The following is a 26,550-nucleotide window of genomic DNA, read 5'->3' as shown; positions in this document are numbered from 1 at the left end:
GGGTGAAAAGCGAATCGGGCGACCACCGCGCGCACGCCGGGCGTGGCGCGCCGGGTGGGCGGGGCCGCGTCTCCGCCCACCCGGTCATCCCTCGCGCGGAGTCATCCCTCGCGCAGAGTCACGCTGCCGGCCGAGGCGGAGACCTTCACCACGTGTCCGCTGCCGGGCCGCTCCGTGAGACGGCTGTCCAGCGATCCGGCGGAGAGCTCGCGCCGCACGTCGTACTCCGCCCTCGGCAGCGTCACCTGCGCGGCGCCGGCCGACGCCTCGATGTCGACCTCGTCCGGCACGGTCGTCAGCGTCGAGGTCAGCCGCCCGGCGCTGATCGTGTACTCCACGGTCTGCGCGCGACCCAAGTTCAGCTCTGCGCGGCCGGCGCTCACCTCGGCATCCACCGCCCTCGCCGTCCCGGTGACGGTGAGCGCTCCGGCGCTCACGCTCAGGTCCAGTTCGGCGAAGTCCCCGTCGACCGAGAGGGATCCCGCATCCAGGGTGAGGTCAGCGTCGATGCCGCGCAGCGACTCCGGCAGCAGCAGCGTGGCGCGCTGGTCCTCCCCTGTCCAGAACGGGCGGAACACCCAGAAATCGGTTCTCGGGCTGCGGACCTTCAGCTCATCGCCGTCGCGATTCACTGACCAGCCGCTGATGGAGCCCCGCTCGATGGTCAGCTCGGCCTTCTCCACTCCGGCGCTGAACTCCACGGTCACATCCGCGACGCCGACTTCGAGGTCCAGCGACGAGACCCCCTGCACGTCGGCCTGCAGGGCGCCGTCCGAGGTCACCATCTGCCGCGCCCCCGCGAACGCCGCCGTCCCTCCGGCGCCCAGCAGCGCCACGCCGCCGACCACCGCCAGAACCACCGTGAGCGCTCCGACGCTCTTCTTCGTGCTGCTCATCGCAGACCTCCCTGAGTCTCGTGTCCGGCATCCGCAGATCCGGTGCTCTCGATGTGGGCGAGTGCTGCGAGCACCCGCCGGTTGCCGTCTTCGGGCTCCAGCCCGAGTTTCTGGAAGATGGCCGTGATGTGCTTCTCGACGCTGGCCTCGCTGAGGAACAGCAGCTCGGCGATCGTGCTGTTCTGCTTGCCCTCCGCGATCAGCGCGAGCACGGTGCGCTCGCGCTCGGTCAGGCGCAGCATCCGCTCGTCTCTGTTGCGGCGCGTCAGCAGCTGCGCGACCACCTCGGGGTCGAGCACGGTGGCGCCCGCCTCGATCCGCCGGACGGATTCGATGAACTCGGCGACATCCGCCACCCGGTCCTTCAGCAGGTAGCCGAGCGCCCCGCCCTGCGCCGCGATCAAGTCGCTCGCGTAGCGCTCCTCGACGTACTGGGAGAGCACCAGCAGGGGGAGGGACGGATGCGCGGCGCGGATCTCCAGCGCCGCGCGGATGCCCTCGTCGGTGAACGTCGGCGGCAGCCGCACGTCCAGGATGCACAGCTCAGGATTCTTCTCGACCACGGCATCCGTGAGTCCGTGGGTGTCCGGGAGGGCGGCGATCACCTCGTGACCGGCATCCTCCAGCAGGCGAACCAGGCCCTCGCGGAGCAGGACGGAATCCTCGCAGATCAGGATGCGCATGGCACCATCACCTCCAGGCTGGTCGGGCCGCCGGCGGGGCTGTCCAGGCGGAACGTGCCGCCGGCGGCGAGGATGCGGTTGGTGATGCCGTCCAGTCCGCCTCCGGGCTGCACCTGCGCGCCGCCCATGCCGTTGTCCTCGACGCGCGCCCACAGCCCGCCGTCACGTGAGCGCACCACGATGCGGCACTCGCTGGCCCGGGAGTGCTTGGCCGCGTTGGTCAGCGACTCCGCGATGGCGAAGTACACGGCGGCCTCGGCATCCCGGCATCCGCTGCCCGCACCTGTCACGCCGGGCTCGATGCGCACGTCCAGCTGCACGGGGATGTGCGACCGGCCGGCCAGCGCCGAGAGCGCGGCGTCCAGACCGCGGTCGTCGAGCACGGAGGTGTGGATGCCGCGGGCCAGCTGCCGCAGCTCGGTGATGGCGGCCTTGGTGGAGGTGTGCGCCTCGTCGATCAGGGCCTTCGCCGCCACCGGATCGGTGTCGATCTTCTGCTGTGCGAGTCCGAGCGTCATGCCCACCGAGACCAGCCGCGGCTGGACGCCGTCGTGCAGGTCGCGTTCGATGCGGGTGCGCTCCAGATCGGCCGCGCGGACGGCGCCCTCCCGCTGCGCTGACGTGGTGCGCACCTGCTCGCTCAGCTGAGCGGCGCGGTCGGGGATGACCAGACTCCGGCTGAGCGTGCGGTGCAGCAGTGCCAGGCCCACGATGCCGGCCAGCGAGGCGAGCACGCCCAGGATGCCGACGAGCGGAGCCCACGGGGTGGCGATGAGGGAACCCCACGGGCCCTCCACCTCGCCCCGGCCGGTCAGTGGCGCGAAAGCGGTGAAGCCCGACCACACCGCGCCCCAGGCCAGGCGCAGCACGATCGTTCCGGCGACGGCGGCCAGCACGAAGTTGAGGATGACCTTCCACATGCGTCCGTCGATGCTCTGCCGGGCGACGTTGCGCACCCAGCCCCAGAATCCGGGGCGCGTCCGCGGACGCCACTGCAGATCCGTCAGGTCCTGCGCGTACAGGTCGCCGACCCGGCGCACCTCGAACCACGCCACGCCGTAGAGCGCGTAGACGAGCCCCAGCAGCACGAACACGCCGGCGCCGAGGACGAACAGCATGCCCAGTCCCACGCCGAGGGCCGCGGACAGGATGCCCAGCACCGCGGATCCGACCACGCCGAGCGCGGCGAGTTCGAGGATGGTCAGGAGGATGCGCAACGGCGGTCGTTCGGCATCCGCCGGCCGTCCTGCGGCGGGAGCCGCTGTCGGCGGCACCAGGGGAGTCGGATTCGTGGTCATGGCTAATACGCTACGGTGACGCGCATGCCGGCGACACGGGGCCAGCCCCCCAGCTGGATTCGGGTTTTCCCTACACTGTCACCATGACGGATGCGCATGACGACGAGCCACACGGGGCCGGCCTGAGCCAACGACTGAACTGGCTGCGGGCGGGTGTGCTCGGCGCGAACGACGGCATCGTCTCGGTGGCGTCGCTGGTGGTCGGCGTGGCCGGCGCCACCACCGACAACGCCGCTCTGCTGGTGGCGGGCCTGGCTGGCCTGGTCGGCGGTGCGATCTCGATGGCCCTGGGCGAGTACGTGTCGGTCAGCAGCCAGCGCGACACCGAGCAGGCGCTGATCCACAAGGAGCGCGAAGAGCTGCGCACCATGCCCGACGAGGAGCTCGCGGAGCTCGTCGACCTGTACCGCGAGCGGGGGCTCAGCGAGCAGACCGCTCGCCAGGTGGCGGTCGAGCTCACCGAGCACGATGCCCTGGCCGCGCACCTGGAGGTGGAGCTGGGGATCGATCAGAACGACCTGGTCAACCCCTGGCACGCCGCGATCTCGTCGGCCATCTCGTTCACGATCGGCGCACTGCTGCCGTTGCTGGCCATTCTGCTGCCGCCTCCTTCGGTGCGGGTGCCCATCACGTTCCTCGCCGTGCTGGTCGCACTGTGGCTGACGGGGTTCATCTCCGCGAGGATCGGCGGTGCGAACCCGATCCGGGCATCCCTGCGTCTGGTGGTCGGCGGCGCACTCGCGCTGGGCGCCACCTGGCTGATCGGCACCCTGCTCGGCACCACCGGCGTGGTCTGACTCAGTTCGACATGAAGCCGACGAGCAGCCCGCCGGTCACCTTCACCGCCATGTTGTAGATGCCCGCCACCACGGCTCCCAGCACGGTGAACACGATGAGGTTCAGGATCGAGACCACCGCACCGAATGCCATCACCTGCGGCAGGCCGATCAGGCCCTGCAGGTCGATGGATCCGTCGGTGATCGAGTCCAGGATCTTGCTGGTCTGCGACAGCACGCCGGTGGCGTCCAGCACCAGGTACACCAGGAAGAACGACACCATCGTGACGATCGCCAGCGCCACCGCCCCCAGGAAGGAGAGCTTGACCGCGGACCAGAAGTCGACGTAGACCAGACGCAGGCGCACCTGCTTGCCACCGCTGCGGCGGGTGGACTTCTTCGCCAGCTTGTCTGCGACTGTGCTCATTGCTCAGCTCTCTTCGGGGTCAGGCTTCGGGGGTCTCAGCGTCGGGGGTCTGGGCCTGGGAGGTCTCGGCATCCGCCTCGTCATCCTCATCCATTCCGCGCTCGCTGTTGCGGGCGACGGCGAGAATGCGATCCTTGCCGGTCATGCGTGCGAACACGACTCCCATGGTGTCGCGGCCCTTGGAGGGCACCTCGGCCACGGCAGAGCGTACCACCTTGCCGCTGGACAGAACCACCAAGACCTCGTCGTCCTCGGAGACGATCAGACCGCCCGCGAGAACCCCTCTTTCGTCGCTCAGCTTGGCCACCTTGATGCCGGTTCCGCCTCGCTTCTGCACCTTGTACTCGTCGACGCTGGTGCGCTTGGCGTAGCCTCCATCGGTGACGGTGAACACGTATGCGTCCTCGGCGACGATGGATGCCGAGAGCAGGCAGTCCTCGTCGTCCTTGAACTTCATTCCCCGCACGCCCTCGGTGGCCCGGCCCATCGGACGCAGCGCGTCGTCGGTGGCGTGGAAGCGCACCGACATGCCCTTGGCGCTGATGAGCAGGATGTCCTCGTCGGCGTTGACCAGCTTGGCACTGACCAGCTCGTCGCCCTCGCGCATGCGGATGGCGATCACTCCACCCTGGCGGTTGGTGTCGTAGTCACCCAGGCGGGTCTTCTTGACCAGGCCGCCCTGCGTCGCCAGCACCAGGTAGTCCTTCGCCGCGTAGTCGCTGATCGCCAGCACCTGCGCGATCTTCTCCTCGGGCTGCAGCGCCAGCAGGTTCGCGACGTGCTGGCCCTTGGCATCGCGGCCGGCCTCCGGCACCTCGTACGTCTTGGTGCGGTACACACGGCCCTTGTCCGTGAAGAACAGCAGCCAGTGGTGCGTGGTGGTCACGAAGAAGTGCTCGACGAGGTCGTCGGCGCGCAGCTGCGCACCCTTCACACCCTTGCCGCCGCGGTGTTGCGAGCGGTAATTGTCGCTGCGCGTGCGCTTGATGTAGCCCTCACGGGTGATGGTGACCACCATCTCCTCCACGGGGATGAGGTCCTCCATGGACATGTCGCCGTCGAAGCCGTGCAGGATGTGCGTGCGACGCTCGTCCCCGAACTTGTCGACGATCTCGGTGAGCTCGTTGCGCACGATCTCGCGCTGACGGGCTTCGGTGGCGATGATGTCCTTGTAGTCGGTGATCTTCGCCTCGAGCTCGGTGGCCTCGTCGATGATCTTCTGGCGCTCCAGGGCTGCCAGGCGACGCAGCTGCAGCAGCAGGATGGCATCGGCCTGGGCGTCGTCGATGCCGAGCAGGCCCTTCAGCCCCTCCCGCGCATCGTCGGCGCTGGGAGAGCGGCGGATGAGCGCGATGACCTCGTCCAGAGCATCCAGCGCCTTCAGCAGACCGCGCAGGATGTGCATCCGCTCCTCGGCCTTGCGCAGCCGGAACGCGGTGCGACGCACGATGACGTCCAACTGGTGGTTGAGCCAGTGGATGATGAAGCCGTCGAGAGCCAGCGTGCGCGGCACGCCGTCGACGATGGCCAGCATGTTCGCGCCGAAGTTCTCCTGCAGCTGGGTGTGCTTGTACAGGTTGTTGAGCACGACCTTGGCCACGGCGTCGCGCTTGAGCACGATGACCAGGCGCTGACCGGTGCGGTCAGAGGACTCGTCGCGGATGTCGGCGATGCCGTTGATGCGACCGTCGCGGGCCAGCTCGCCGATCTTCACTGCGAGGTTGTCGGGGTTGACCTGGTACGGCAGCTCGGTGATCACCAGGCAGGTGCGCCCCTGGATCTCCTCCACGTCGACGACCGCCCGCATCTTGATGGAGCCGCGACCGGTGCGGTACGCCTCTTGGATGCCCTTGGTTCCCAGGATCTGCGCGCCGGTCGGGAAGTCCGGGCCCGGGATGCGGGCGATCAGGCCGTCCAGCAGCTGCTCACGCGGGAGGTCACGGTTCTCCAGCGCCCACAGCGCCGCCGCCGAGACCTCGCGCAGGTTGTGCGGCGGGATGTTGGTCGCCATGCCGACCGCGATGCCGATGGAGCCGTTGACCAGCAGGTTCGGGAAGCGCGACGGCAGCACGTCGGGCTCCTCGGTGCGCCCGTCGTAGTTCGGCGAGAAGTCGACGGTCTCCTCTTCGATGTCGCGCACCATCTCGAGCGCGAGCGGGGCCATCTTCGTCTCGGTGTACCGGGGGGCTGCGGCGCCCATGTTGCCGGGGGAGCCGAAGTTGCCCTGACCGAGCGCCAGCGGGTAGCGCAGCGACCACGGCTGCACGAGGCGCACGAGGGTGTCATAGATGGCGGAGTCGCCGTGCGGGTGGTACTGACCCATGACCTCGCCCACGACGCGGGCGCACTTGGAGAACGCCTTGTCGGGGCGGAATCCGCCGTCGTACATTCCGTATATCACGCGGCGGTGCACGGGCTTGAGGCCGTCGCGCACGTCGGGCAACGCGCGCCCGACGATGACCGCCATGGCGTAGTCGAGGTACGACTTCTGCATCTCGGTCTGCAGGTCGACCTGCTCGATGCGGCCGTGGTCGTGTGCCGGCTCGGGGCGTTCTTCGTCAGTCATGTTCGCTTCTTCTCAGCTTTCGGATGCTGGTACTGCCGGACTCCGGAGCCTTCTCTTCGCTCGCAGAGCGGGGGCCCCGGCGCTGGCGCGCCACCCCGATGCTCGCTCCGAGAAGGTTCCTCCGTCCTACGTGCTTGTGCTGTTGTACGTGCTTGTGCTGTTGTTGCCCGACCCGATGGTGTGGGTGGGGAGGGGGGTCAGATGTCGAGGAAGCGGACGTCCTTGGCGTTGCGCTGGATGAAGGTGCGTCGCGACTCGACGTCCTCGCCCATCAGCACGCTGAAGATCTCGTCCGCGGCAGCGGCGTCGTCGATGGTGACCTGCTTGAGGGTCCGCGTGGAGTGATCCATCGTGGTCTCCCACAGCTCCTTCGGGTTCATCTCGCCGAGACCCTTGTAGCGCTGGATGCCGGCATCCTTCGGCAGGCGCTTGCCGTTCTCGCTGCCGTACTGCAGCAGCGCGTCGCGCTCCTCGTCGCTGAACACGTACTCGTGCGGGGAGTTGGTCCACTTCAGCCGGTACAGCGGCGGCATCGCGAGGTAGACGAAACCGGCCTCGATGAGCCCGCGCATGTAGCGGAACAGCAGCGTCAGCAGCAGCGTGGCGATGTGCTGGCCGTCGACATCGGCATCCGCCATCAGCACGATCTTGTGGTACCGGGCCTTGTCGATGTCGAAGTCCTCGCCGATGCCCGTGCCGAAGGCCTGGATCATCGCCTGGACCTCCTTGTTGGCCAGGGCCTTGTCCAGACGCGCGCGCTCGACGTTGAGGATCTTGCCGCGCAGCGCGAGGATCGCCTGCGTGTGCGGGTCGCGACCCTGCACGGCCGAGCCGCCTGCCGAGTCGCCCTCGACGAGGAAGATCTCGCTGATGGACGGGTCCTTGCTCGTGCAGTCCTTGAGCTTGTCGGGCATGGCCGCGGACTCGAAGACGCTCTTGCGGCGGGCGGTCTCGCGCGCCTTGCGGGCGGCGATGCGGGCGTTGGCCGCGTCGATCGACTTGCGGATGATGTTCTTGGCCTGCGCGGGGTTGCGGTCCAGCCAGTCGCCGAGCTGATCGTTCACGATCTTCTGCACGAACGCCTTGGCCTCGGTGTTGCCGAGCTTGGTCTTGGTCTGGCCCTCGAACTGCGGCTCGCTGAGCTTGACCGAGATGACCGCGGTCAGGCCCTCGCGCACGTCGTCGCCGGAGAGGTTGTCGTCCTTCTCCTTGAGGATGCTGTTGGCCCGGGCGTAGCGGTTGATCAGACCCGTCAGCGCCGCACGGAAGCCCTCCTCATGCGTGCCGCCCTCGTGCGTGTTGATCGTGTTCGCGTAGGTGAACACGTTCTCCGTGTACGAAGTCGTCCACTGCATCGCCACCTCGAGCGAGATGTGCCGCTCGGTGTCCTCCGACTCGAAGTCGATGATCTCCTCGTTGACCACCTCGGCCTTGCGGGCCCTGTTGAGGTACTCGACGTAGTCGACCAGACCGCGCTCGTACAGGAAGACGTTCGACGGCTGCTTGGTGACCGTGGTGCCGTCCTCGGTGTCCACCTCGTAGGCGGACGAGGGGCGCTCGTCGTGCAGCGCGATGCGCAGCCCCTTGTTCAGGAACGCCATCTGCTGGAAGCGGGTGCGCAGCGTCTCGTAGTCGAACTCGACGCCTTCGGTGAAGATCGCAGGATCCGGCCAGAAGGTGATGACGGTTCCGGTGCCCTCGGTCGCCTCGCCCTTGATGAGCTTCTGCTGCGGCACGCCGCCGTTCGCGAAGCTGTGGCGCCAGACGTGGCCCTTGCGCTTGATCTCCACGTCGAAGCGGGTGGACAGCGCGTTCACCACCGACGAGCCGACGCCGTGCAGACCGCCCGAGACCGCATATCCGCCGCCGCCGAACTTTCCGCCGGCGTGCAGGATGGTCAGCACCACCTCGACGGTGGACTTGGTGGGGTCGGACTTGTGCGGGTCTACCGGGATGCCGCGCCCGTTGTCTTCGACGCGGATGCCGCCGTCGGCGAGGATGGTGACCTCGATGTTGTCGGCGTGGCCGGCCAGCGCCTCGTCGACGGAGTTGTCGACGATCTCGTACACCAGGTGGTGCAGGCCGCGCGGTCCCGTCGAGCCGATGTACATGCCGGGGCGCTTGCGGACGGCTTCGAGACCCTCGAGGATCTGGATCGCGTCGGCGCCGTAGTCGTTGGTGACTTTCGTGGATTCGTGGCTCGGCGCATCCTGGGAGACGGAACCCCCTCCGCCCTGGGTCGCTGAGCTTGTCGAAGCGTCGTTTTCGTCGGCAGGGGTTTCAGGCGTCAAAATGTTCTCCACATCGAAGGTACCCGTCCATTCTAACGGGTTTCGAGGTGATACCTAGCGCTCAAACGCCGTGTGATGCGTTCTGAGCGCTTGAGGGTGCGCTTACGATGACCTACCCATAGGTGTCACGTGGACCGCGTCCGGGCACGACGCGGGGTCCCCACTTCCACGACGGCACGTCCGGCCCGATGAAGCGGAGGTTCTCGACTCCGGCATCGGGATAGCGGTTGCCGATCTCGGTCATGATGACGCCGCGCATGAACTGCAGGTTCTTCGCCCAGGCCGTCGAGTCGCACTTCACGGTCAGCACGCCGTGCTGCAGCGACACGGGTTCGGAGTGCTTGGCGGTGTCCTCGCCCGCCAGCTCCGCCCACTGCCGCACCAGGTCTTCGGCTGCGAGCGTCTTCTCCCAGCCGGAATCCTTCGTGAGCTTCGCCAGCACATCGCCGAGAGTGCCGGGATCGCGTCCCTTGGTGAACGGCGCATGGTCGTCGTCGATCTGGATGCGCTTGCGCCGCTTCCAGTTCCTCGAGCTGGGCTTCAGGCCGCGCAGCCTCAGGTAGGTCGCGACGGTCTCGGGAGGCTGCGGGTCAATCATCCGGGTCCCTCTCGTCGCTGATGGTGCCCGCATGGATCCGCACCACATGGCGGTGCAGGGCCTCGGGGATGTCTGCTTCGACCGCCGCGGTGACGATGACCTGCTCGTAGCCGACCGTGATGGCTGCCAAGCGCTGGCGGCGGTCGGCGTCGAGCTCGGCGAACACGTCATCGAGGATCAGCACAGGGTCACCGGCGGGAGACTCGGCGCGCAGAAGTTCGGCGGACGCCAGTCGCAGAGCCAGCGCGACAGACCAGGACTCGCCGTGCGAGGCGTACCCCTTCACCGGCAGATCCCGCACCCGCAGGATGAGGTCGTCGCGGTGCGGGCCCACCAGGGTCAGTCCGCGCTCGAGCTCCTTGCTTCTCTTCGCCTGCAGCGCCGCACGGAACTGGTCGGCGATCTCGCCGCGCACTTCCTCCTGGGTCGCCGAGCCGAGCGCAGAGTCTTCCTCCTCCGGATCGCCGCCCCGCACCGACAGCGCCCACTCCAGCTTCGGGCGGTGGTCCGCGCCGGCGATGGCCGCGTAGGCATCGGTCACCGGACCCTGCAGATCGGATGCCAGGCGGAGGCGCGCATGGATGATCTCCGAGCCGAGCGCGACGAGCTTGTCGTCCCAGACGTCGAGCGTGGCCAGGCCTTCGCCTCGGATTCCACGGGCACGGGCGGACTTCAGCAGCGCCGTGCGCTGACGCAGCACCCGTTCGTAGTCGGCGATCACGCCGGCCATCCGCGGGGTGCGCTGGATCAGCAGCTGATCAGCGAATCTTCTGCGCGAGGACGGGTCACCGCGCACGATCTGCAGGTCCTCGGGCGCGAACAGGACGACGTGCGCGTAGCGCGGAAGCTCGTTGGTCTTCGAAGGGGAGCCGTTGATGCGCGCCTTGTTCGAGCCCTGCCGATTCAGCTGCACCTCGACGAGCACCCTGCGCTCACCGTGCACGAGACGGGCGCGGATGACTGCGAACTCCTCGCCGTCGCGCACCATCGGGGCATCTGATGACACCCGGTGGGAGCCCAGAGTCGCGAGGAAGACGATGGCCTCGGCAAGGTTCGTCTTGCCCTGGCCGTTGCTGCCGACCAGTACATTCGGGCCCGGATGCAGTGCCAGATCGGCGGTCGCGTAATTGCGGAAGTCGACCAGGTTCAGGTGCTCCACAATCACGAGGCTCAGCCTACCTTCGGGGTCGGACACGACGGGAGGTCGCGACCGCGCCCCGCGGCGGCGGACGCGATCAGCGCAGCAGCAGGTTGGGCTGCAGCAGGTACTTGTACGAGTCGAGGCCGGCCTGGTCCACGGATGTCTGGCTGGTCACGAGCACGGGGCTGAGCTTGTTGGCGTTGTCGCTCGAGGTGAACGTCACGCGCGTGAACTCGCTCTTCACTGCACCGAGAGCCTCGAGCAGATACTGCGGGTTCAGGCCGAGAGTGACGTCGTCGCCACCGGTCAGGTGCGCGTCGACCGACTCGGATGCCCGAGCCTGCTCACTTCCGGAGGCATCCATCGTGACGCTGTCCGTGCTGAATGTGAACCGCAGCGGCGCTGAACGATCCAGCACCAGCGCGACGCGGCGGACGGCCTCGATGAGCTCGCCGGTGTTAACCACCGCGTAGTGGTCGGTCTGCTCGGGGAACAGCCGGCGCACGGGCGGGAAATTACCCTTGATCAGGAGAGAGGTCACCGTCTTGTTGCCCGCGGTGAACGCGATGATCTCGCGATCGCCGGCACCCGAGAACGCGATCTCGATGTTTCCGGCGTGCGCGAACGTCTTGCCGACCTCGGTGAGGGTGCGGGCCGGAACCAGCGCGGTCTGCTCGGCGCCCTCGCCGTCCCACGGAACGTCGCGCAACGAGACGCGGTAGCGGTCGGTGGCGACCATGCTCAGCGTCGTGCCCGACACCTCGAGCTGCACACCGGTCAGCACCGGGGTGACGTCGTCGCGGGATGCCGCGAACGCGACCTGTGCGATCGCGGTTCCGAACTCCTCGGCCGGCACGACACCCGTGGAACCGGTGACCTCGGGGATCGAGGGGTACTCCTCCACGGGCATGGCGGCCAGGGTGAAGCGCGCGGACCCGCAGGTGACGGCGATGCCGCCATCCTCCTCGACGGCGATCTCGATCGGCGCGTTGGGCAGACGGCTGGCGATGTCGGAGAGCAGCCGGCCATGCACGAGGATCGTGCCTGGCTCGTCGACGCTGGCCTCGATGGTGGTCCGCGCGGATGCCTCGTAGTCGAAGGCCGAGAGTGTCAGTCCCTGCTCTCCAGCCTCGATGAGCACACCCGCCAGGATCGGCTGCGGATTGCGCTGCGGCAGCAGCTTGACGACGAAGGACACAGCCTCGCTGAAAACATCGCGGTTGACCTGGAACCTCACGGGCGCTCCCTCGTTGCACTTCACCTTGCGCAGTGGGCCCACTGCAGGCGATCCCATGCTAGTCGTACGGTGCGTGCGGGTGTCCACCGCCGTGGCGGGTTCCGGTGTGGTGCGTCCACACCCGTCTGGTGATCGGGGAGCCCTGGATTGAGAGAGATCTCTTAACGGTGTTAACAGCTGTGGATACTGTGGATAAGTCGGTGGATATCAGCAGGGAGTAGGAAACTACAGCCGTGTGACATGTGGAGACCCTGAGGAATCCGCGGGTTCCGGGGGTATCGGCGTCTGATCGCCGACCGTGGGTTTTCCACAGGGACGTCTGCTCGACGGCATCCGGATGGCGATCTTTCCACAAGTTATCCACAAGCCCTGCGGACAACTGGCGCGATCCCGCACGGCGACAGGCGTGTCGGGGCCTCGCGACCGGCGCGTTCAGCGACGGCTGATCTGCGTCGTGATCTCCGTCACCTGGTTGTAGACCGAGCGGCGCTCCTTCATGAGCTCGCTGATCTTCTTGCACGCGTACATCACGGTGGTGTGGTCGCGGTTGCCGAACAGCTGGCCGATCTTCGGCAGTGACAGGTTGGTGCGCTCGCGGCACAGGTACATGGCGATCTGGCGTGCAAGGGCGATCTGCTGCGAGCGGCTGGACCCGTACAGGTCGTCGACGGTGAGCTTGAAGTAGCCGGCAGTCGAGGTGATGATGTCCGTCGGCGCGATGACGTTGTCCTCGGTCGTGTCGACGATGTCCCGCAGCACGGTCTGCGCGAGGGAGATGTCCAGGGCCGAGCGGTTCAGGCTGGCGAACGCCGAGACGCGGATGAGAGCGCCCTCCAGCTCGCGGATGTTGGACGAGACGACAGTCGCGATGTACTCGAGCACCTCGTCGGGGATGTGCAGCGACTCGCTCTGCGCCTTCTTGCGCAGGATCGCGATGCGGGTCTCCAAGTCGGGGGCCTGCACGTCGGTGATCAGACCCCACTCGAACCGGCTGCGCATCCGATCCTCGAACCCCGTGAGCAGCTTCGGGGCGACATCGCTGGTGATCACGACCTGCTTGTTGTGGTCGTGCAGCTGGTTGAAGGTGTGGAAGAACGCCTCCTGGGTCTCGGCGCGCCCCTGCAGGAACTGGATGTCGTCGATCATCAGGATGTCGACTTCGCGGTACCTGCTCTGGAAGGCGGCGCCACGGTTGTTGGCGATCGAGTTGATGAAGTCGTTCGTGAACTCCTCGCTGGAGACGTAGCGGACCTTGACCCCGGCGTACAGCGACTGGGCGTAATCGCCGATCGCATGCAGCAGGTGGGTCTTTCCGAGGCCCGAGTCGCCATAGATGAAAAGGGGGTTGTACGCCTTCGCCGGTGCTTCGGCCACGGCGACGGCTGCGGCGTGCGCGAAGCGGTTGGACTGACCGATCACGAAGTTGTCGAAGGTGTACTTCGGGTTCAGTCGCGACTCGTGGCGCGACGGCTGGGCGGGCTCGACCGGGCTCTCCGTGCGGACGGGCTCGGGGGAGGCGAAGTCGGGAACGGCGATGGATGCGGCCGGCTGGTCGGCGAGTTCGTGGTTGACGACGGTCCGATACGAGGTGACCTCCTCGCCGATCGACGAGAGCCCCTCCATGATCGGGATGCGCAGGCGCTTGTTGATCTGCGCCGCGGTGAGGTCGTTCGGCACGTCCAGGTAGAGGACTCCGCCCATGATCCCGGCCGGGACGACCAGGCTGAGGAAGCCGTGCAGCTGCGGCGAGACGCGGTCGTCTTCCCCGAGTCGTTCGAGCAGGTCAGACCAGATCGGCACGTCGGGGTGGGCTGCAGTGGTCATGGTGCTCCGGGCGAGGTTGTGGAAAAGGCGCGCGAAGCGTGTTCTCCCCCTGTGGATAACGTCGGATGCCACGGTAGTCACAGCACGACGGAACAGCAAGCCGTGCGCGGAAACACGCGGGTGTGTCGTGATCGGTCGAGCTGTTCACAGTTGTGGATAATGGGTGTGCGCAACTGGTGAGGGGCATAGTGGCACTCAGCGGTGGATTTGCCCTGCGCGACGGCAGGTCGTACCCTTAATCGGTTGACTTATGCCTAACGGCAGTACCCCCCTGTCTCCGGATGCAGAACCCCGGTGACACCATTTCCGGAGTGATTCCATGAGCAAGCGCACCTTCCAGCCCAACAACCGCCGTCGCGCCAAGAAGCACGGCTTCCGCGCCCGTATGCGCACCCGCGCCGGCCGCGCCATTCTTTCGGCACGCCGCGCGAAGGGCCGCGCTGAGCTCTCGGCGTAAGCCGCGTCCGGACTCGCCGTGCTCGCCCGGCCGAATCGACTGACGCGCGGTGCCGACTACCGACAGGTCGTGCGCCGTGGTTCGCGATGCGGTGGATCGCGCCTGGTGACGTCTGTGCTGCCCGCAGCCGAAGCGCGTGCGCCTCGATTCGGGTTCATCATCAGCAAGCAGGTAGGAACCGCCGTGGTTCGCAACACCGTTCGTCGTCGCCTGAAAGCGGTGTGTGCGGAGTTCCTCGAAACTGTCCCCGAGGGCACGGATGTCGTCATCCGTGCCCTTCCGGCATCTGCGCATGCCGACTTCACCGAACTGCGTTCCGATGTGGTGCGCTGCCTGAACCGGCTGGTCGCCGGCGCGGTGCGCTCATGAGTGCGCTGCCCTCCTATGCTTTCGGAACGGCTCGCTTCCGGGCATCCGATCTGCTCCGCGGCATCCTGCTGCTGCCCCGGAACGCGGTTCTCGCGTTCCTCGTCGTCTACCGGGCGATCGTGTCCCCGATGTACGGTGACGTCTGCAGGTATTACCCGTCCTGTTCCGCATACGCTGTAGGTGCGGTTCAGCAGCACGGCGCCGTGTGGGGGACGGTTCTCTCCGCCTGGCGCATCCTGCGCTGCAATCCGTGGAGCAAGGGGGGCGTCGACGACGTCCACTCTCATGCTCACTTCCGCTACGAACTGACCCGACGCGGGTTCGTCGTACCCGCTCGAAAGGAAATGAATAGTGGGTTCTGACCTCCTGCTCGCCGCCACCACCCCTCCTGCCACTGCTGGCGGAGGCACCGACTTCTTCAGCATCCTGCTGTGGCCCTTCAAGTGGATCGTCGAGACGATCCTGGTCGCGTGGCACTGGCTGTTCACCGCAGTCGGGCTCGGGCCGGCATCCGGCCTGACCTGGGTTCTGTCCATCGTCGGCCTGGTGATCGTGATCCGTGCGGCGGTGTTCCCGCTGTTCGTGAAGCAGATCAAGAGCCAGCGCAAGATGATGGAGATCGCTCCTCAGCTGAAGAAGGTTCAAGAGAAGTACAAGGGCAAGCGCGACCAGCTCAGTCGCGAGGCCATGAGTCGCGAGACGATGGCGCTGTACAAGAAGCACGGCACGACGCCGGTGTCGTCGTGTTTGCCGATGCTCGTGCAGATGCCGTTCCTGCTGGGCATGTTCTACACATTGCGCGACGTCGCGACCCACGCGCAGGCCGGTGTCGGAGGCGTCGGTCTGTTGAGTCCGGAGCTGACCAAGCTCTTCTACAACGCGACCCTGTTCGGTGTCGCCCCACTGCACATCGACCTGCGCACGGCCCTGGAGACCAAGCCCTCTGGGTGGGAGGCCACGGCCACCATCCTGATCGTGCTCGTGGTGCTCATGATCGGCTCGCAGTTCTACACGCAGCTGCAGATCATCTCGAAGAACCTGTCGCCCGAGGCCAAGACCGGCCAGGCGTACCAGATGCAGAAGATCATGCTCTACATCCTGCCGCTGGGCTTCATCTTCTCGGGTGTGTTCTTCCCCCTCGGTGTGGTGCTGTACTGGTTCGTCTCCAACCTGTGGACCATGGCGCAGCAGTTCCTGGTCATCCGAGAAATGCCGACGCCGGGATCGGACGCTGCTCGGCATCGCGAGGAGCGACTCGCAGCCAAGGGCAAGGCGATCAACTCCGAGGGCAAGGTCGTCCCCATGGCCGTGTACGAGGCTGAGCAGCAGCGCCTGCTCGATGAGGCGGAGCGGGCAAAGGCTGAGGCGCCCAAGCGCGAGCAGCCGATGAGCAAGAAGCGTGCGAAGAAGAAGGGGTCCAACTGATGACTGATGGGCTGAAGGCGTCTGCGGAGTCGACGGTCGAGGATCTGGAGCGCGAGGGCGACGTTGCGGCGGACTTCCTGGAGGAACTGCTCGACATCGCCGACATCGATGGCGACCTGAACCTCGACGTGCGTCAGGGCCGCGCGTACGTGTCGGTCGAGGCGGAGGGCGATTCACTGTCGACGCTTTCTGCACCCGAGACCGTTCAGGCGCTGCAGGAGCTGACGCGTCTGGCCGTGCAGAGCAAGACCGGTTCATTCTCGCGGATGATCCTCGACATCGGCGGCTCGCGCGACGCTCGTCGCCATCAGCTCGCGGCCCTCGTGGATGCCGCAGTGGCAAAACTCGACGGGGGAGCGTCACAGGCATCCCTGCCCGCGATGTCGTCGTACGAGCGCAAGCTGGTGCACGACATCGTGTCCGAGCGGGGTCTGGTCTCGGAGTCCTACGGTGAGGGCTCGGACCGTCACACGGTGATCTCCCGCTGAGACTTCTCGAGGATGTTTCACGTGAAACGGTCCGGTCGTCGAGCGTGTGGGTCGCCGTCCGGTCATTGAGCGATTTCACCCTCCCCGGTCATTGAGCGAGCGAAGCGAGACGAAATGCCAGAATCCCCTGTCGAAGCCGAACCATCCGCCGCAGCGGAGCTCTTCGGCGACCGCATCGCTCTCGCCCGCCGTTTCACTGCCTCCCTCGCTGCCGAGGGCGAGCTTCGTGGCCTGATCGGTCCGCTGGAGCTTCCACGCCTGTGGACTCGTCATGTGCTGAACTCCGCGATCGCGGCACCACTCTTCCACGGGTCGGTCGCCGATGTGGGCTCGGGCGCCGGCCTGCCCGGGCTGGTGCTCGCCATCGCACGTCCCGAGGTGGAGTGGACGCTGATCGAACCCATGGAGCGGCGCATCGCCTGGCTCACCGAGCAGGTGGATTCGCTGGGCCTCGACAACGTGCGGATCATGCGAGCTCGAGCAGAGGACGTCGGCCTCGAGTTCGACGTCGTCACCGCTCGTGCCGTGAGCGCGCTTCGTACGTTGATCCCGATCACCGCACCTCTCGCGAAGGATGCTGGCGAACTGATCTTCCTCAAGGGTCAGAACGTGGATGCCGAGATCGCGGCCGCGCAGAAGGTTCTCAAGAAGCACAAGGTGTCGGAGGTGTCTGTCCAGGTACTGGGGGAGGGCACCCTCACGGAGACGACTCGCGTCTTCCGCGCCCGCGTCCGCTCCTGACGCCGGTCGTTGAGCGAGCGCAACGAGTCGAAACGCCTAACAGAGCAGATTTCACATCCGACTGCTTCACGTGAAACATCCACAGGTGCTTGCGCTCGTCGGTCGTTGAGCGAGCGGAGCGAGAAACGCGCCTGTGGGATCCACATTTCGTCTCCTCGCTGGCGCTCGTCGCTCAATGACCGGTCGTTGAGCGAGCGCAGCGAGTCGAAACGCAGATGCAGGAACTCTCATCCACAACACGCTGTTTCACGTGAAACATCCACAGGACATGGGAACCGCGTGAAGCGGAGGCCCCGCAATGCCTACGATCTGGGGATGACCGCATACACCTACATCCTCCGATGTTCGGACGGCACGTTCTACGCCGGAAGCACGTGGGATCTGGATCGACGCCTGGCTACGCATGCACAGGGACTGGGGAGTGATTACACGTCGTGTCGGTTGCCCGTCGAGCTCGTCTGGTTCGCAGAGTTCAACCGGATAGACGAGGCCTTCGGTCTGGAGAAGAGAATCCAAGGCTGGAGTCACGCAAAGAGACTCGCGTTCATTGAGGGTGGGTTCGATGCAATCAAGGGCTGGAGCGCTCGGGAACGTGCCCTCCGCTCCCTCGGTCGTTGAGCGAGCGCAGCGAGTCGAAACGAGTCCTCGTGGTGGCGTAGGCATTTCGTCTCGTCGCTTCGCTCGTCGCTCAATGACCGGTCGTTGAGCGAGCGGAGCGAGTCGAAACGGTGGCCTGCGACGGGGAGTGTGGGTGGGTGCGATTAGAGTGGTAGACGGTCCCGAAAGGAGTCGATGTTTCACGTGAAACCATCCGACAACGCATTGCCGAACGACGATTTCGGGATGGATACGCCGCTCGCGCGCGAACTCGCTGATCTCAGCAGCCGACGCAGGGCTCTCAAAGGGGTCACTGTTGATTTCAGCGGGGAGACCCGCGTCTTCACGGTGTCCAACCAGAAGGGTGGCGTGGGCAAGACCACTTCAGCGGTGAATCTGGCTACCGCTCTTGCGGAACTCGGCGCCAAGGTGCTGGTGATCGACCTCGATCCGCAGGGCAACGCCTCCACGGCACTGGGCATCACCCACTCCGCTGATGTCTCCAGCATCTACGACGTGCTCATCGACGACCTGCCGTTCGCAGAGATCGTGCAGACCAGTCCCGAGTCCCCCAACCTGCTCTGCGCGCCGAGCACGATCCACCTTGCCGGTGCGGAGATCGAGCTGGTCTCTCAGGTCGCACGGGAGTTCAGACTGCGGCGTGCTCTGCAGACCTACCTGGATGATCACCCCACGGACATCGTGATCATCGACTGTCCGCCATCGTTGGGGCTTCTCACCATCAACGCCTTCACGGCGGCATCCGAGGTTCTCATTCCGATTCAGGCGGAGTACTACGCACTGGAGGGTCTGAGTCAGCTCCTCGGCAGCATCCAGATGATTCAGAAGCATCTGAACCCTGAGCTTCACCTCACCACGATCCTGCTGACGATGTTCGACGCGCGCACGCGCCTGTCGCAGCAAGTCGCTGACGAGGTGCGCAACCACTTCCCCGAGCAGGTGCTCGGCGCCATCATCCCGCGATCTGTCCGCGTGTCCGAGGCTCCCAGCTTCGGACAGACCGTGATCACCTACGACAGCTCGTCGGCGGGAGCCATCGCGTATCGGGAAGCAGCAGTCGAGATCGCACAGCGCGGGGCACTCTCTCCGCAGAAGAAGGAGCAGTGATGGCCAAACGCACCGGACTCGGTCGGGGAATCGGCGCCCTCATTCCCACCGCGGATCATTCGGAGCGGCCGGTGGACGTGTTCTTCCCGGGTGCACCGAAGCAGAATGCGGATGCGGCATCCATGGGCGATGCGGCGAAAGAGGCCGAGCTCACTGCCGTTCCAGGGATTCAGCTGATCCAAGTCGATCCGAACGCGATCGTCCCCAATCCTCGTCAGCCGCGAACGGTCTTCGATGAGGAGCGATTGGCCGAGCTCGTGCACAGCGTGCGGGAGTTCGGAGTTCTGCAGCCGGTCGTTGTTCGCAAGAACTCCGCGGGCGACTACGAGCTCATCATGGGGGAGCGGCGCACCCGCGCTGCTCGCGAGGCCGGACTGGCCGAGATCCCGGCGATCGTTCGTGAGACGGCGGACGAGAACCTGCTGCGGGATGCTCTGCTCGAGAACCTGCATCGCTCGGAACTGAATCCTCTTGAAGAGGCGTCCGCGTATCAGCAGCTGCTTGACGACTTCGGAATCACGCAGGAAGAGCTGGCCACGAGGATCGGCCGGTCGCGTCCGCAGATCAGCAACACGATTCGCCTGCTGCGCCTGCCGGTTCCCGTGCAGCAGCGGGTCGCCGCGGGTGTGCTCTCCGCTGGTCATGCGCGTGCGATTCTGTCGGTCGAGGATCCGGAGAGGATGCAGCGACTGGCGGACAAGGTCGTGAACGAAGACCTGTCGGTGCGCGCCACCGAGGCGGCAGCGAAGAGCCTCCCGGCTGCGCCGGGCAGCAAGACCAAGCCTCAGGCCGGAGCGCGTCGCGCCTACCTCGACGAGGTTGCCGGCAAGCTCGGTGACCGGCTGAACACCCGGGTCCAGATCGCTCTGGGAGCACGAAAGGGCCAGGTCAAGATCGAATTCGCTTCGATTCAGGATCTCAACCGCATTCTCGCGGAGCTCGGCGAAGAGGAGTACGGATCCCGCTGATACTCGTCAGACCGAAGCGCACCCTTACACGTGAAACGGTGCGCTTCGGTCGTTGAGGAATATGGTCTTCTCGCTTCGCTCGTCCCTCAATGACCGAAGGAGCCTCGGTCGTTGAGCGAGCGCAGCGAGACGAAACGAATTCGCTGCGCGTTTCACGTGAAACATCGCTCCGCACACGCTCGCTGGCATCCGTTTGATCCGCACACCTCTGGGGTGCACCACGAGTTGCGAAATATCGATCCCGGCGGCCCGCCCGGCATCGACAAGCGCGGTTCCACACGCGAAGCTTCAGCGCAGCCGGCGCAACCTGTCTCCTTTAGGCTGGAACGGTGACAGATTCCGTTCCACGCCGTGCGAGTCTCGAGGTGCTCCGTGCTGAGGCATCCGACGAGCTCGCGGTGCTGATCCAAGAGCGACTGCGCGCCGGTGAGGACCCGTGGGACTTCATGGATGACCTGCCCAGCGTCGACGAACTGGTCGTCTACCTGCTGCGCGCCGAGAACATCAAGGCCAACGACGGCGTCCGTCCTAATGCTGCCCGACACTATCGCGTGCTGCGTCAGATCGCCCTGGAGTACCCAGGTCTGACGAAGACGGTGTGGGGGATGCTGGGGGAGCGGCGTCATCGCCGCTGGGATCCCACCGTCGCCGACGCGTCCTGAGGTCGGCGGTCGAATGCTCGTCGATGACGGTCCGGACTGGCCCTGGCGGGTTCGAAGAAGTCGCTGACGAGCTGCGTGCCGCGGGCGACCCGAACTGGGACATCGAGTACATCCACCGCGATTCCCAAGATGAGAGCCGAACCCGTCATCGACATCGTGGTGCGGCTCAGAGGCACCGCGGACTTCGACGTTCATCGGTGCCACCCGAATCGCACGGCTGGCGGGCAGCTCAGTGCGCACTCACCGGGTCATGCCCTTCATGCCCACCGGCATCCGCTCGCAGAAGAAGCCCGCCACCTCGTGAGGTGACGGGCTTCTCGACGCTTCGACAGCCTCAGCGACCCAGGACTGAGTCGAACTCAGCGACCCAGGACTGAGTCGAGCTCAGCGATCCGAAGGCACTCAGCCGATGAACGCGGCCAGATCCTGCTCGAGTGCGAACTTGGGCTTGGCGCCGATGATGGTCGTCTTGACCTCACCACCCTGGAACACCTTCATCGCGGGGATCGAGGTGATCTGGTACTTCATCGCGAGGTTGGGGTTCTCGTCGACGTTGAGCTTGAGGATGGTGAGCTTCTCCGAGTGCTCGGACTGGATCTCGTCGAGGATGGGCGAGACCATCCGACACGGACCGCACCACGCGGCCCAGAAGTCGACGAGCACGGGTCCTTCGGCCTGGAGGACGTCCTGCTCCCAGGTCGCCTCGGTGGTTGCCTTGGCAGTCATGATTCTCCTTAGTTGGATGTCACCCGGTTCAACACCGGATGCAGGTCAGGTGTTCCGAACGATCAGTTGGCGGCCACAGCCGCGGGCACGGCATCCGCGAGTCCTGCGAGGAAGTGCTCCACGTCGAGGGCCGCGACCACACCCGAACCCGCCGCAGTGGCAGCCTGGCGGTAGGTGGGATCGATGACATCGCCTGCGGCGAAGACGCCGGGCTGCGAGGTGCGCGACGAGCGGCCGTCGACCCAGATGGTCCCCTCGGGCGTGAGCTCGAGCTTGTCGTGCACGAGGTGCGTGCGCGGGTCGTTGCCGATGGCGACGAACACGCCCTGCACGTCCAGCTCGCGCAGCGAGCCGTCGACCGTGGAACGCAGTCGTACGCCGGTGGTCTCGAACTCACCGAGGATCTCGTCGACCTCGCTGTTCCAGATGAACTCGATCTTCGGGTCGGCGAACGCGCGCTCCTGCATGATCTTCGAGGCGCGCAGCGTGTCCTTGCGGTGGATCACGTACACCTTCGACGCGAAGCGCGTGAGGAACGTGGCCTCCTCCATGGCGGAGTCCCCGCCGCCGACGACGGCGATGGCCTTCTCGCGGAAGAAGAAGCCGTCGCAGGTGGCGCACCAGGAGACACCGTGCCCGGAGAGGCGCTCCTCTCCTTCGACGCCGAGCTTGCGGTACGCGGATCCTGTCGCGTAAATGACGGCGGATGCCTCGTGCTCGGCGCCCGTGCCCAGCACGACCTTCTTGACCGGACCGTCCAGCTCGAGCGAGACGACGTCGTCGTAGACGACCTCGGTGCCGAACTTCTCGGCCTGCTCCTGGAGCTTGACCATCAGGTCGGGGCCCTGGATGCCCTCGGGAAAGCCTGGGAAGTTCTCCACGTCAGTGGTCTTGGTCAGCTCGCCGCCGACCTCGACGGAGCTCGCGATCAGCAGGGGCTCCAGGTTGGCGCGCGCCGCGTAGATGGCGGCGGTGAACCCGGCCGGTCCCGAGCCGATGATGATGACCTGACGCATGTGCTCTCCTCTGCCGGCGAGTGCGTCACCAGGACGCGAGGAAACCCGCCACGACTGCTTCAACCCATGGTAACCGCGCGGCATTCCCCCCAGCTGATCGCAACGGCCGATCGCTCAGACTGCGGCATCCGCCTTACGACGTCGACGCCGCACCGTGCGGATGAGACCGAGCACGAACAGCAGCGCGATCACCCCGCCGAGGATGCCCAGGCCGATGCCCTCCCAGTCCGCACGCAGCGTGACCTCGGCGACGGCCGGCTGTGAGATCGGCACGCCTGTGGCGCTGGTGAGCCGGAAGTCCACCTTCACCTCGCCGCTGGCCACGCGCGCTGAGATCGGAACGTCCACGCGCGTCGTGCCGTCCGCGAGGGCCTCGACGGTGGTTCGGGGCTGGATGTCCAGGCGGGGCTGGGACGGCTCACTGTTCAGCACCACATGCACGTCCCACGGCAGCTCGTTGCGCACCCACACCGGCAGCGGCGCCGCGGAGGTGACCAGCTGCACGGGCTTGGGGCGCTGGATGCTGACCGAGCCCAGCAGCTTCTGCACGCGAGCGGTCCGATCCGAGACGGCGGCGGCGAACTGCTTGTCGCTGAGCCCGACGGCGATGGCCCGCAGGATCCGGATGCGCTCGGGCGCCAGCATCAGCGCTGGAGTGTCGAGGATCGACGAGAACGTCACCAGCTGCTGCTCACCCGCCAGCATCGACGTCAGCGCGGTCGAACGCACGGTGTCGGCCGTGGTGACCAGAGTGGCGGATGCCGCCGGCGAGGATTTCAGTGACGACAGTCGCACACCCGGGGTGGCGAAGGCGCTCAGCAGCTCGCGCAGCGCGACGGGCGATCGCGTCTCGGAGCGATTCAGCCCCACCAGCACGGTGGGCGATGCCTGGGATGCGAAGTACAGGTGCCCGGCGGCGCCTGCGATGCCGAGGTCGATACGGGTGGGGTCGGTGAGCTGCGCGGTCTGGGACAGCTGCGAGGAGACGTCGGCATCGGTCACCAGGATGCTGTGCCCGTCGACCTCCGCGTGGGAACCGACGGGGTCCTGCAGCGACGTGGAGGGCAGGATCGTGGTGACGGCGTCTCCGAGGTACCCGCGGAAGGCGGTGAGATCGGATGCCGCGAGATCCGGTCTCGGCCACAGCACATCGGTGGTCGCGCCGCTGATCGCCGACAGCGACGAGGTGCTGGGCGCGGCGGGGGAGGGGGTGCCGGTCGGTGTGGGGGCAGGCGTCGGGAAGTCCGCGGCATCCAGCAGCGGAGTGAGGTCGGGAGTGGCCAGCAGCGTCTTCTGGCCTGCGTGCGCCTGCGTGGCGGCATCCGCATCGCCGAACTGCAGCATGACGATGTCGTTGGACAGCCGCTCCAGGCGGGCCAGCCAGGCCACCGCGCTCTGCGGTGCGCGGATCCCCAGCACGCGGATGGCGGCGGGGATCGCCGGGTCGACGGCGATGATCGCCGGGGTGTCCGTGAGGGCGTCGAGCTGACCGGTGAGCATGCCGTCGGGCGCCGTCAGGTCGGCCAGCTCGTCGGCGCTCAGCAGCGCGCCCGAGGCCGGCGTCGCGGTGATCGGCACCACCACGCCGACGGTCCGCGCGGTGGGGCTGATCACCAGCACGGACCTCGCCGACAGGTTCCAGGCCACCCCGCCTGCCGTCGTCGCGCCGCTGAGAAGAGCCTTGACGGCGTACACCCCGGGAGGGAGATCACCCAGATCGGAGGAATCCGCCAGGGTGCTGACCTCGACGCTGGCTCCCGCTCCGACCTTCGGTGATGGCTCGGTGGCGACCGAGCGGAACGTGCCGGTCGCCGTGCCGTCGGCGAGCCAGGCATCCAGTGCGGCATCGTCCGCCAGCGGCGCGGGATCGATCTCCAGTGCGACGGTGCCCGTGCTGAGCTCGTCGGGGGTGGTGTTCGAGATGGTGATCGTGCTGACCAGCGACCCGCCGGGCGCGATACGCGCCTCGGGGCCGGTGGAGACGGCGAGCTCGACTGTGGACGACGCCGCCTTCGGAGCATCGGCAGCGGATGCGGGTGACGCGCCGCCCAGGAGCACCGAGCCGACCACGAGCACCGCGGCGAGTCGGCTCAGCAGCCTACGCGCGCGCGGGTGGAGGCCTTCGCGGGGGGAGATCGCAGTCATGGTGTGGCGTCGTCCGTGCGGATCGAGAGCGCAGACGACGCCCCGATTCTATTGGGCGCGCCACGGGGAACCCTGAAGGCGCGTAAAGTGACGGCCGTGCCGGATCGTGCCCACCCCCGCCCCGATTCCGTTCTGCTGCGGGCGCTGGCCGCCGATCTGGATGCTGCGGACTTCCGCTCCGAGCCGTTGCGCGGGCTGTGGGGCGAGGAGGCCGACGATGCTCTGGCCCGCGGGTTGCGCGAGCCGATCCTCCGCGCCATCGCCGGCCGCGATGACGCTCTGGCCACTCTCGGCCTCCTGTGGGTGTTGGGGATGCCGCAGCCGCACCGTGCCGTGGAGTGGGCCGTGCCCCGCACGGGCGTGGACGGTCTGGTGGAACTGGGCCTGGCCGAGGCCGACGGGCCCGACGTCGTGCCGCTGGTCGTCATCCGTCCGCAGTCATTCGTGGATGCCGACGGTGTCGGCGAATGGTGGATCGCCAGCGACCTCGATGAGGTCGCGCTGGGCACCTCTCTTCCCGCCGATCACGTGCTGGGCGTCGGGGGCGCCTCGCGCACGCTGGCTGAGCTGGTCATCCCCGCTCCCGTGGAGCGCGCCCTGGACCTGGGCACCGGATGCGGCATCCAGGCGCTGCTGGTGTCACGGCACGCGCGGCACGTCGTGGCGACGGACATCTCCGAGCGCGCGCTGGCCTTCGCCGCCGTGAATGCGCGCCTGAACGGCGTGCACAATGTCGAGTTCCGCCACGGCAGCATGTTCGAGCCGGTCGAGGGGGAGGCGTTCGACCTGATCGTCTCCAATCCGCCGTTCGTCATCACACCCCGCGTGAACGACGTGCCGGAGTACGAGTACCGCGATGGCGGGCTGATCGGCGACGCGCTGGTCGAGCAGTTCCTGCGCACGGCCCCCGACCACCTCACGCCGGGCGGAGTCGCTCAGCTGCTGGGCAACTGGGAGTCCCGCGGCGGCGTGGACGGGCTGGATCGGGCGCGCTCCTGGGTGCCGGAGGGTCTGGATGCCTGGGTCATCCAGCGCGAGCAGCTCTCGCCGCTGGCGTATGCGGAGCTGTGGATCCGCGACGGCGGGACCCTGCCGCGGGATGCCGGGTTCACCCGGCTGCTGACGGCCTGGCTCGACGACTTCGAGGCGCGCGAGGTGACGGCCATCGGGTTCGGGTACATCCTGCTGCGCCGGCCCGTCGACGCTTCACGTCGACTCGCTGACGCTCGCTCAGCACCAGCGACAGGCTCAGCGACCCAGGGCGGTTGGGTCCCTGAGCCTGTCGAAGGGCCGTCCACGCCCGAGCCCCTGCGTCGCTTCGAGACCGTCACCCGGCCGGTGTCCAACCTCGGCCTGGCTCTGCTCGCAGGGCTGGTGGCCCACGACGCGCTCGCTGACGGCATCCCGGATCGCCTGCTGGTGGCCGCCGACGTGACCGAGGCTCGGCACCACCTGCCGGGCGACGACGCCCCCAGCGTGATCGAGCTTCGCCAGGGCGGCGGCTTCGCGCGAACCATCGGCGTGGACCCCGCGCTGGCGGGCTTCGTGGGCGCCTGCGACGGCGAGCTGACGGTGATGCAGATCGTGCAGGCCCTCGCCGACCTGTTCGAGGTGCCGCTGGCAGATCTCTGGGCGGATCTGGAGCCCCGCATCCGCCGACTCGTCGAGGACGGCCTGCTGTTGCCCGCGGACGCGGCGGAATAGCATCCGAATTCATGCGGTTGCATAGAGCATGAAGGCTTTCGGCTTCCTCTCCTTCGGGCACTACGCGGATGTGCCCGGCTCGCTCACGCGCACGGCGGGCGACATGCTGCGCCAGACGATCGAGATCGCGGAGGGCGCCGACGAGATCGGCGTGAATGGCGCGTACGTGCGCGTGCACCACTGGGCACGCCAGTCGGCGTCGCCGATCCCGCTGCTGACGGCCATGGCTGCGCGCACCGAGCGCATCGAGGTCGGCACCGGCGTGATCGACATGCGGTACGAGAACCCGTTCCAGTTCGCCGAGGAAGCCGCCGCGCTGGACTACATCGCCGACGGCCGCATCGCGCTGGGCGTGAGCCGCGGGTCCCCCGAGACCGCGCTGCGCGG

At 67.0% G+C, this 26,550-nt stretch carries 26 protein-coding genes; 13 read left to right on the top strand and 13 right to left on the bottom strand.

Annotation, left to right across the window (positions count from 1 at the left end; all coding sequences use genetic code 11):
* Positions 1–101: 101 nt before the first annotated feature.
* Genes WA967_RS10035 through WA967_RS10025 form a run of 3 tightly spaced genes read right to left on the bottom strand, consistent with a single transcriptional unit; the run spans position 102 to position 2,877 of the window.
* Positions 102–896 (bottom strand): hypothetical protein, encoded by a 795-nt coding sequence (locus WA967_RS10035; RefSeq protein WP_424421917.1) that lies wholly within the window; start codon positions 894–896, stop codon positions 102–104.
* Positions 893–1,579 (bottom strand): LuxR C-terminal-related transcriptional regulator, encoded by a 687-nt coding sequence (locus tag WA967_RS10030; protein WP_424421915.1) that lies wholly within the window; start codon positions 1,577–1,579, stop codon positions 893–895. Before WA967_RS10030 ends, WA967_RS10035 begins: the two co-directional genes overlap by 4 nt.
* Complete coding sequence (locus tag WA967_RS10025; protein ID WP_424421913.1) at positions 1,567–2,877, bottom strand: histidine kinase; 1,311 nt, start codon at positions 2,875–2,877, stop codon at positions 1,567–1,569. Before WA967_RS10025 ends, WA967_RS10030 begins: the two co-directional genes overlap by 13 nt.
* Before the next feature lie 83 nt (positions 2,878–2,960).
* Here WA967_RS10025 and WA967_RS10020 point away from each other — a divergent pair, with 83 nt between their 5' ends.
* Positions 2,961–3,674, top strand: a complete 714-nt coding sequence (locus WA967_RS10020) for a VIT1/CCC1 transporter family protein (RefSeq protein WP_424421911.1) — start codon at positions 2,961–2,963, stop codon at positions 3,672–3,674.
* Between the two features lies 1 nt (position 3,675).
* On the opposite strand, the gene WA967_RS10015 is transcribed toward WA967_RS10020, so the two are convergent.
* The 7 genes from WA967_RS10015 to dnaA form a co-directional block, all read right to left on the bottom strand.
* Positions 3,676–4,080 carry a DUF3566 domain-containing protein gene (locus WA967_RS10015; protein ID WP_424421909.1) on the bottom strand — a complete coding sequence of 135 codons (405 nt, stop codon included), beginning with the start codon at positions 4,078–4,080 and terminating at the stop codon, positions 3,676–3,678.
* 19 nt (positions 4,081–4,099) lie between these two features.
* On the bottom strand, positions 4,100–6,646 hold the full coding sequence (gene gyrA, locus WA967_RS10010) for a DNA gyrase subunit A (RefSeq protein WP_424421907.1): 2,547 nt from the start codon (positions 6,644–6,646) through the stop codon (positions 4,100–4,102).
* Between the two features lie 197 nt (positions 6,647–6,843).
* A complete protein-coding gene (gene gyrB, locus WA967_RS10005) occupies positions 6,844–8,802 on the bottom strand; it encodes a DNA topoisomerase (ATP-hydrolyzing) subunit B (RefSeq protein ID WP_424422031.1) in 1,959 nt (652 codons plus the stop codon).
* Between the two features lie 247 nt (positions 8,803–9,049).
* The gene (locus WA967_RS10000) at positions 9,050–9,535 is read right to left on the bottom strand and encodes a DUF721 domain-containing protein (protein ID WP_424421905.1); all 486 of its coding nucleotides are present in this window, start codon (positions 9,533–9,535) and stop codon (positions 9,050–9,052) included.
* Complete coding sequence (gene recF / locus WA967_RS09995) at positions 9,528–10,700, bottom strand: DNA replication/repair protein RecF (protein WP_424421902.1); 1,173 nt, start codon at positions 10,698–10,700, stop codon at positions 9,528–9,530. Before recF ends, WA967_RS10000 begins: the two co-directional genes overlap by 8 nt.
* Positions 10,701–10,770: 70 nt before the next feature.
* Positions 10,771–11,913: a DNA polymerase III subunit beta gene (gene dnaN, locus WA967_RS09990; protein WP_424421899.1), complete on the bottom strand. Its 1,143-nt coding sequence runs from the start codon at positions 11,911–11,913 to the stop codon at positions 10,771–10,773.
* 432 nt (positions 11,914–12,345) lie between these two features.
* On the bottom strand, positions 12,346–13,737 hold the full coding sequence (gene dnaA / locus WA967_RS09985) for a chromosomal replication initiator protein DnaA (RefSeq protein WP_424421897.1): 1,392 nt from the start codon (positions 13,735–13,737) through the stop codon (positions 12,346–12,348).
* Positions 13,738–14,056: 319 nt separating this feature from the next.
* On the opposite strand from dnaA, the gene rpmH reads away from it, so the two are divergent.
* The 10 genes from rpmH (at position 14,057) to WA967_RS09935 (ending at position 20,572) form a co-directional block, all read left to right on the top strand.
* Positions 14,057–14,194: a 50S ribosomal protein L34 gene (rpmH, locus tag WA967_RS09980; protein WP_298864085.1), complete on the top strand. Its 138-nt coding sequence runs from the start codon at positions 14,057–14,059 to the stop codon at positions 14,192–14,194.
* An 18-nt stretch (positions 14,195–14,212) separates the two neighbouring features.
* Positions 14,213–14,563 carry a ribonuclease P protein component gene (rnpA, locus tag WA967_RS09975; RefSeq protein ID WP_298864088.1) on the top strand — a complete coding sequence of 117 codons (351 nt, stop codon included), beginning with the start codon at positions 14,213–14,215 and terminating at the stop codon, positions 14,561–14,563.
* On the top strand, positions 14,560–14,925 hold the full coding sequence (yidD, locus tag WA967_RS09970; RefSeq protein ID WP_298864091.1) for a membrane protein insertion efficiency factor YidD: 366 nt from the start codon (positions 14,560–14,562) through the stop codon (positions 14,923–14,925). The genes rnpA and yidD overlap by 4 nt, the downstream gene beginning before the upstream one ends.
* Positions 14,915–15,988: a membrane protein insertase YidC gene (gene yidC, locus WA967_RS09965; RefSeq protein WP_424421894.1), complete on the top strand. Its 1,074-nt coding sequence runs from the start codon at positions 14,915–14,917 to the stop codon at positions 15,986–15,988. The genes yidD and yidC overlap by 11 nt, the downstream gene beginning before the upstream one ends.
* Positions 15,988–16,476 carry a protein jag gene (locus WA967_RS09960; RefSeq protein ID WP_424421892.1) on the top strand — a complete coding sequence of 163 codons (489 nt, stop codon included), beginning with the start codon at positions 15,988–15,990 and terminating at the stop codon, positions 16,474–16,476. Before yidC ends, WA967_RS09960 begins: the two co-directional genes overlap by 1 nt.
* A 114-nt stretch (positions 16,477–16,590) precedes the next feature.
* Positions 16,591–17,217 (top strand): 16S rRNA (guanine(527)-N(7))-methyltransferase RsmG, encoded by a 627-nt coding sequence (gene rsmG / locus WA967_RS09955; RefSeq protein WP_424421889.1) that lies wholly within the window; start codon positions 16,591–16,593, stop codon positions 17,215–17,217.
* Positions 17,218–17,532: 315 nt separating this feature from the next.
* The gene (locus WA967_RS09950; RefSeq protein WP_298864105.1) at positions 17,533–17,835 is read left to right on the top strand and encodes a GIY-YIG nuclease family protein; all 303 of its coding nucleotides are present in this window, start codon (positions 17,533–17,535) and stop codon (positions 17,833–17,835) included.
* 225 nt (positions 17,836–18,060) lie between these two features.
* A complete protein-coding gene (locus tag WA967_RS09945; protein ID WP_424421885.1) occupies positions 18,061–18,942 on the top strand; it encodes a ParA family protein in 882 nt (293 codons plus the stop codon).
* Positions 18,942–19,910 (top strand): ParB/RepB/Spo0J family partition protein, encoded by a 969-nt coding sequence (locus WA967_RS09940; protein WP_424421883.1) that lies wholly within the window; start codon positions 18,942–18,944, stop codon positions 19,908–19,910. The genes WA967_RS09945 and WA967_RS09940 overlap by 1 nt, the downstream gene beginning before the upstream one ends.
* A 329-nt stretch (positions 19,911–20,239) precedes the next feature.
* Positions 20,240–20,572, top strand: coding sequence for a tryptophan synthase subunit alpha (locus tag WA967_RS09935; RefSeq protein ID WP_424421881.1), 333 nt, complete (start codon positions 20,240–20,242; stop codon positions 20,570–20,572).
* Positions 20,573–20,974: 402 nt separating this feature from the next.
* On the opposite strand, the gene trxA is transcribed toward WA967_RS09935, so the two are convergent.
* The 3 genes from trxA to WA967_RS09920 all read right to left on the bottom strand — a co-directional run bounded on the left by trxA (position 20,975) and on the right by WA967_RS09920 (position 24,459).
* Positions 20,975–21,298 (bottom strand): thioredoxin, encoded by a 324-nt coding sequence (trxA, locus tag WA967_RS09930; RefSeq protein WP_424421878.1) that lies wholly within the window; start codon positions 21,296–21,298, stop codon positions 20,975–20,977.
* A gap of 62 nt (positions 21,299–21,360) precedes the next feature.
* Positions 21,361–22,314 carry a thioredoxin-disulfide reductase gene (gene trxB / locus WA967_RS09925; protein ID WP_424421876.1) on the bottom strand — a complete coding sequence of 318 codons (954 nt, stop codon included), beginning with the start codon at positions 22,312–22,314 and terminating at the stop codon, positions 21,361–21,363.
* 114 nt (positions 22,315–22,428) lie between these two features.
* On the bottom strand, positions 22,429–24,459 hold the full coding sequence (locus WA967_RS09920) for a DUF6049 family protein (protein ID WP_424421873.1): 2,031 nt from the start codon (positions 24,457–24,459) through the stop codon (positions 22,429–22,431).
* An 87-nt stretch (positions 24,460–24,546) separates the two neighbouring features.
* Here WA967_RS09920 and WA967_RS09915 point away from each other — a divergent pair, with 87 nt between their 5' ends.
* Positions 24,547–26,163 (top strand): class I SAM-dependent methyltransferase, encoded by a 1,617-nt coding sequence (locus tag WA967_RS09915; RefSeq protein WP_424421870.1) that lies wholly within the window; start codon positions 24,547–24,549, stop codon positions 26,161–26,163.
* Positions 26,164–26,191: 28 nt separating this feature from the next.
* On the top strand, positions 26,192–26,550 hold a 359-nt coding region (locus tag WA967_RS09910), incomplete at its 3' end, for an LLM class flavin-dependent oxidoreductase (RefSeq protein WP_424421867.1).

This window comes from Microbacterium sp., assembly GCF_049650565.1.
GTDB lineage: Bacteria > Actinomycetota > Actinomycetes > Actinomycetales > Microbacteriaceae > Microbacterium.
Note: the sequence above shows the minus strand (reverse complement) of the source record. Positions and strands in the feature narration are given on the sequence as shown.

Excerpts from the sequence above, each read along its gene's own strand:
- WA967_RS10035 (WP_424421917.1), bottom strand. The coding sequence starts at position 896 with ATGAGCAGCACGAAGAAGAGCGTCGGAGCGCTCACGGTGGTTCTGGCG.
- WA967_RS10030 (WP_424421915.1), bottom strand. The coding sequence starts at position 1,579 with ATGCGCATCCTGATCTGCGAGGATTCCGTCCTGCTCCGCGAGGGCCTG.
- WA967_RS10025 (WP_424421913.1), bottom strand. The coding sequence starts at position 2,877 with ATGACCACGAATCCGACTCCCCTGGTGCCGCCGACAGCGGCTCCCGCC.
- WA967_RS10020 (WP_424421911.1), top strand. The coding sequence starts at position 2,961 with ATGACGGATGCGCATGACGACGAGCCACACGGGGCCGGCCTGAGCCAA.
- WA967_RS10015 (WP_424421909.1), bottom strand. The coding sequence starts at position 4,080 with ATGAGCACAGTCGCAGACAAGCTGGCGAAGAAGTCCACCCGCCGCAGC.
- gyrA (WP_424421907.1), bottom strand. The coding sequence starts at position 6,646 with ATGACTGACGAAGAACGCCCCGAGCCGGCACACGACCACGGCCGCATC.
- WA967_RS10000 (WP_424421905.1), bottom strand. The coding sequence starts at position 9,535 with ATGATTGACCCGCAGCCTCCCGAGACCGTCGCGACCTACCTGAGGCTG.
- dnaA (WP_424421897.1), bottom strand. The coding sequence starts at position 13,737 with ATGACCACTGCAGCCCACCCCGACGTGCCGATCTGGTCTGACCTGCTC.
- rpmH (WP_298864085.1), top strand. The coding sequence starts at position 14,057 with ATGAGCAAGCGCACCTTCCAGCCCAACAACCGCCGTCGCGCCAAGAAG.
- yidD (WP_298864091.1), top strand. The coding sequence starts at position 14,560 with ATGAGTGCGCTGCCCTCCTATGCTTTCGGAACGGCTCGCTTCCGGGCA.
- WA967_RS09960 (WP_424421892.1), top strand. The coding sequence starts at position 15,988 with ATGACTGATGGGCTGAAGGCGTCTGCGGAGTCGACGGTCGAGGATCTG.
- rsmG (WP_424421889.1), top strand. The coding sequence starts at position 16,591 with ATGCCAGAATCCCCTGTCGAAGCCGAACCATCCGCCGCAGCGGAGCTC.
- WA967_RS09950 (WP_298864105.1), top strand. The coding sequence starts at position 17,533 with ATGACCGCATACACCTACATCCTCCGATGTTCGGACGGCACGTTCTAC.
- WA967_RS09945 (WP_424421885.1), top strand. The coding sequence starts at position 18,061 with ATGGATACGCCGCTCGCGCGCGAACTCGCTGATCTCAGCAGCCGACGC.
- WA967_RS09940 (WP_424421883.1), top strand. The coding sequence starts at position 18,942 with ATGGCCAAACGCACCGGACTCGGTCGGGGAATCGGCGCCCTCATTCCC.
- trxA (WP_424421878.1), bottom strand. The coding sequence starts at position 21,298 with ATGACTGCCAAGGCAACCACCGAGGCGACCTGGGAGCAGGACGTCCTC.
- trxB (WP_424421876.1), bottom strand. The coding sequence starts at position 22,314 with ATGCGTCAGGTCATCATCATCGGCTCGGGACCGGCCGGGTTCACCGCC.
- WA967_RS09920 (WP_424421873.1), bottom strand. The coding sequence starts at position 24,459 with ATGACTGCGATCTCCCCCCGCGAAGGCCTCCACCCGCGCGCGCGTAGG.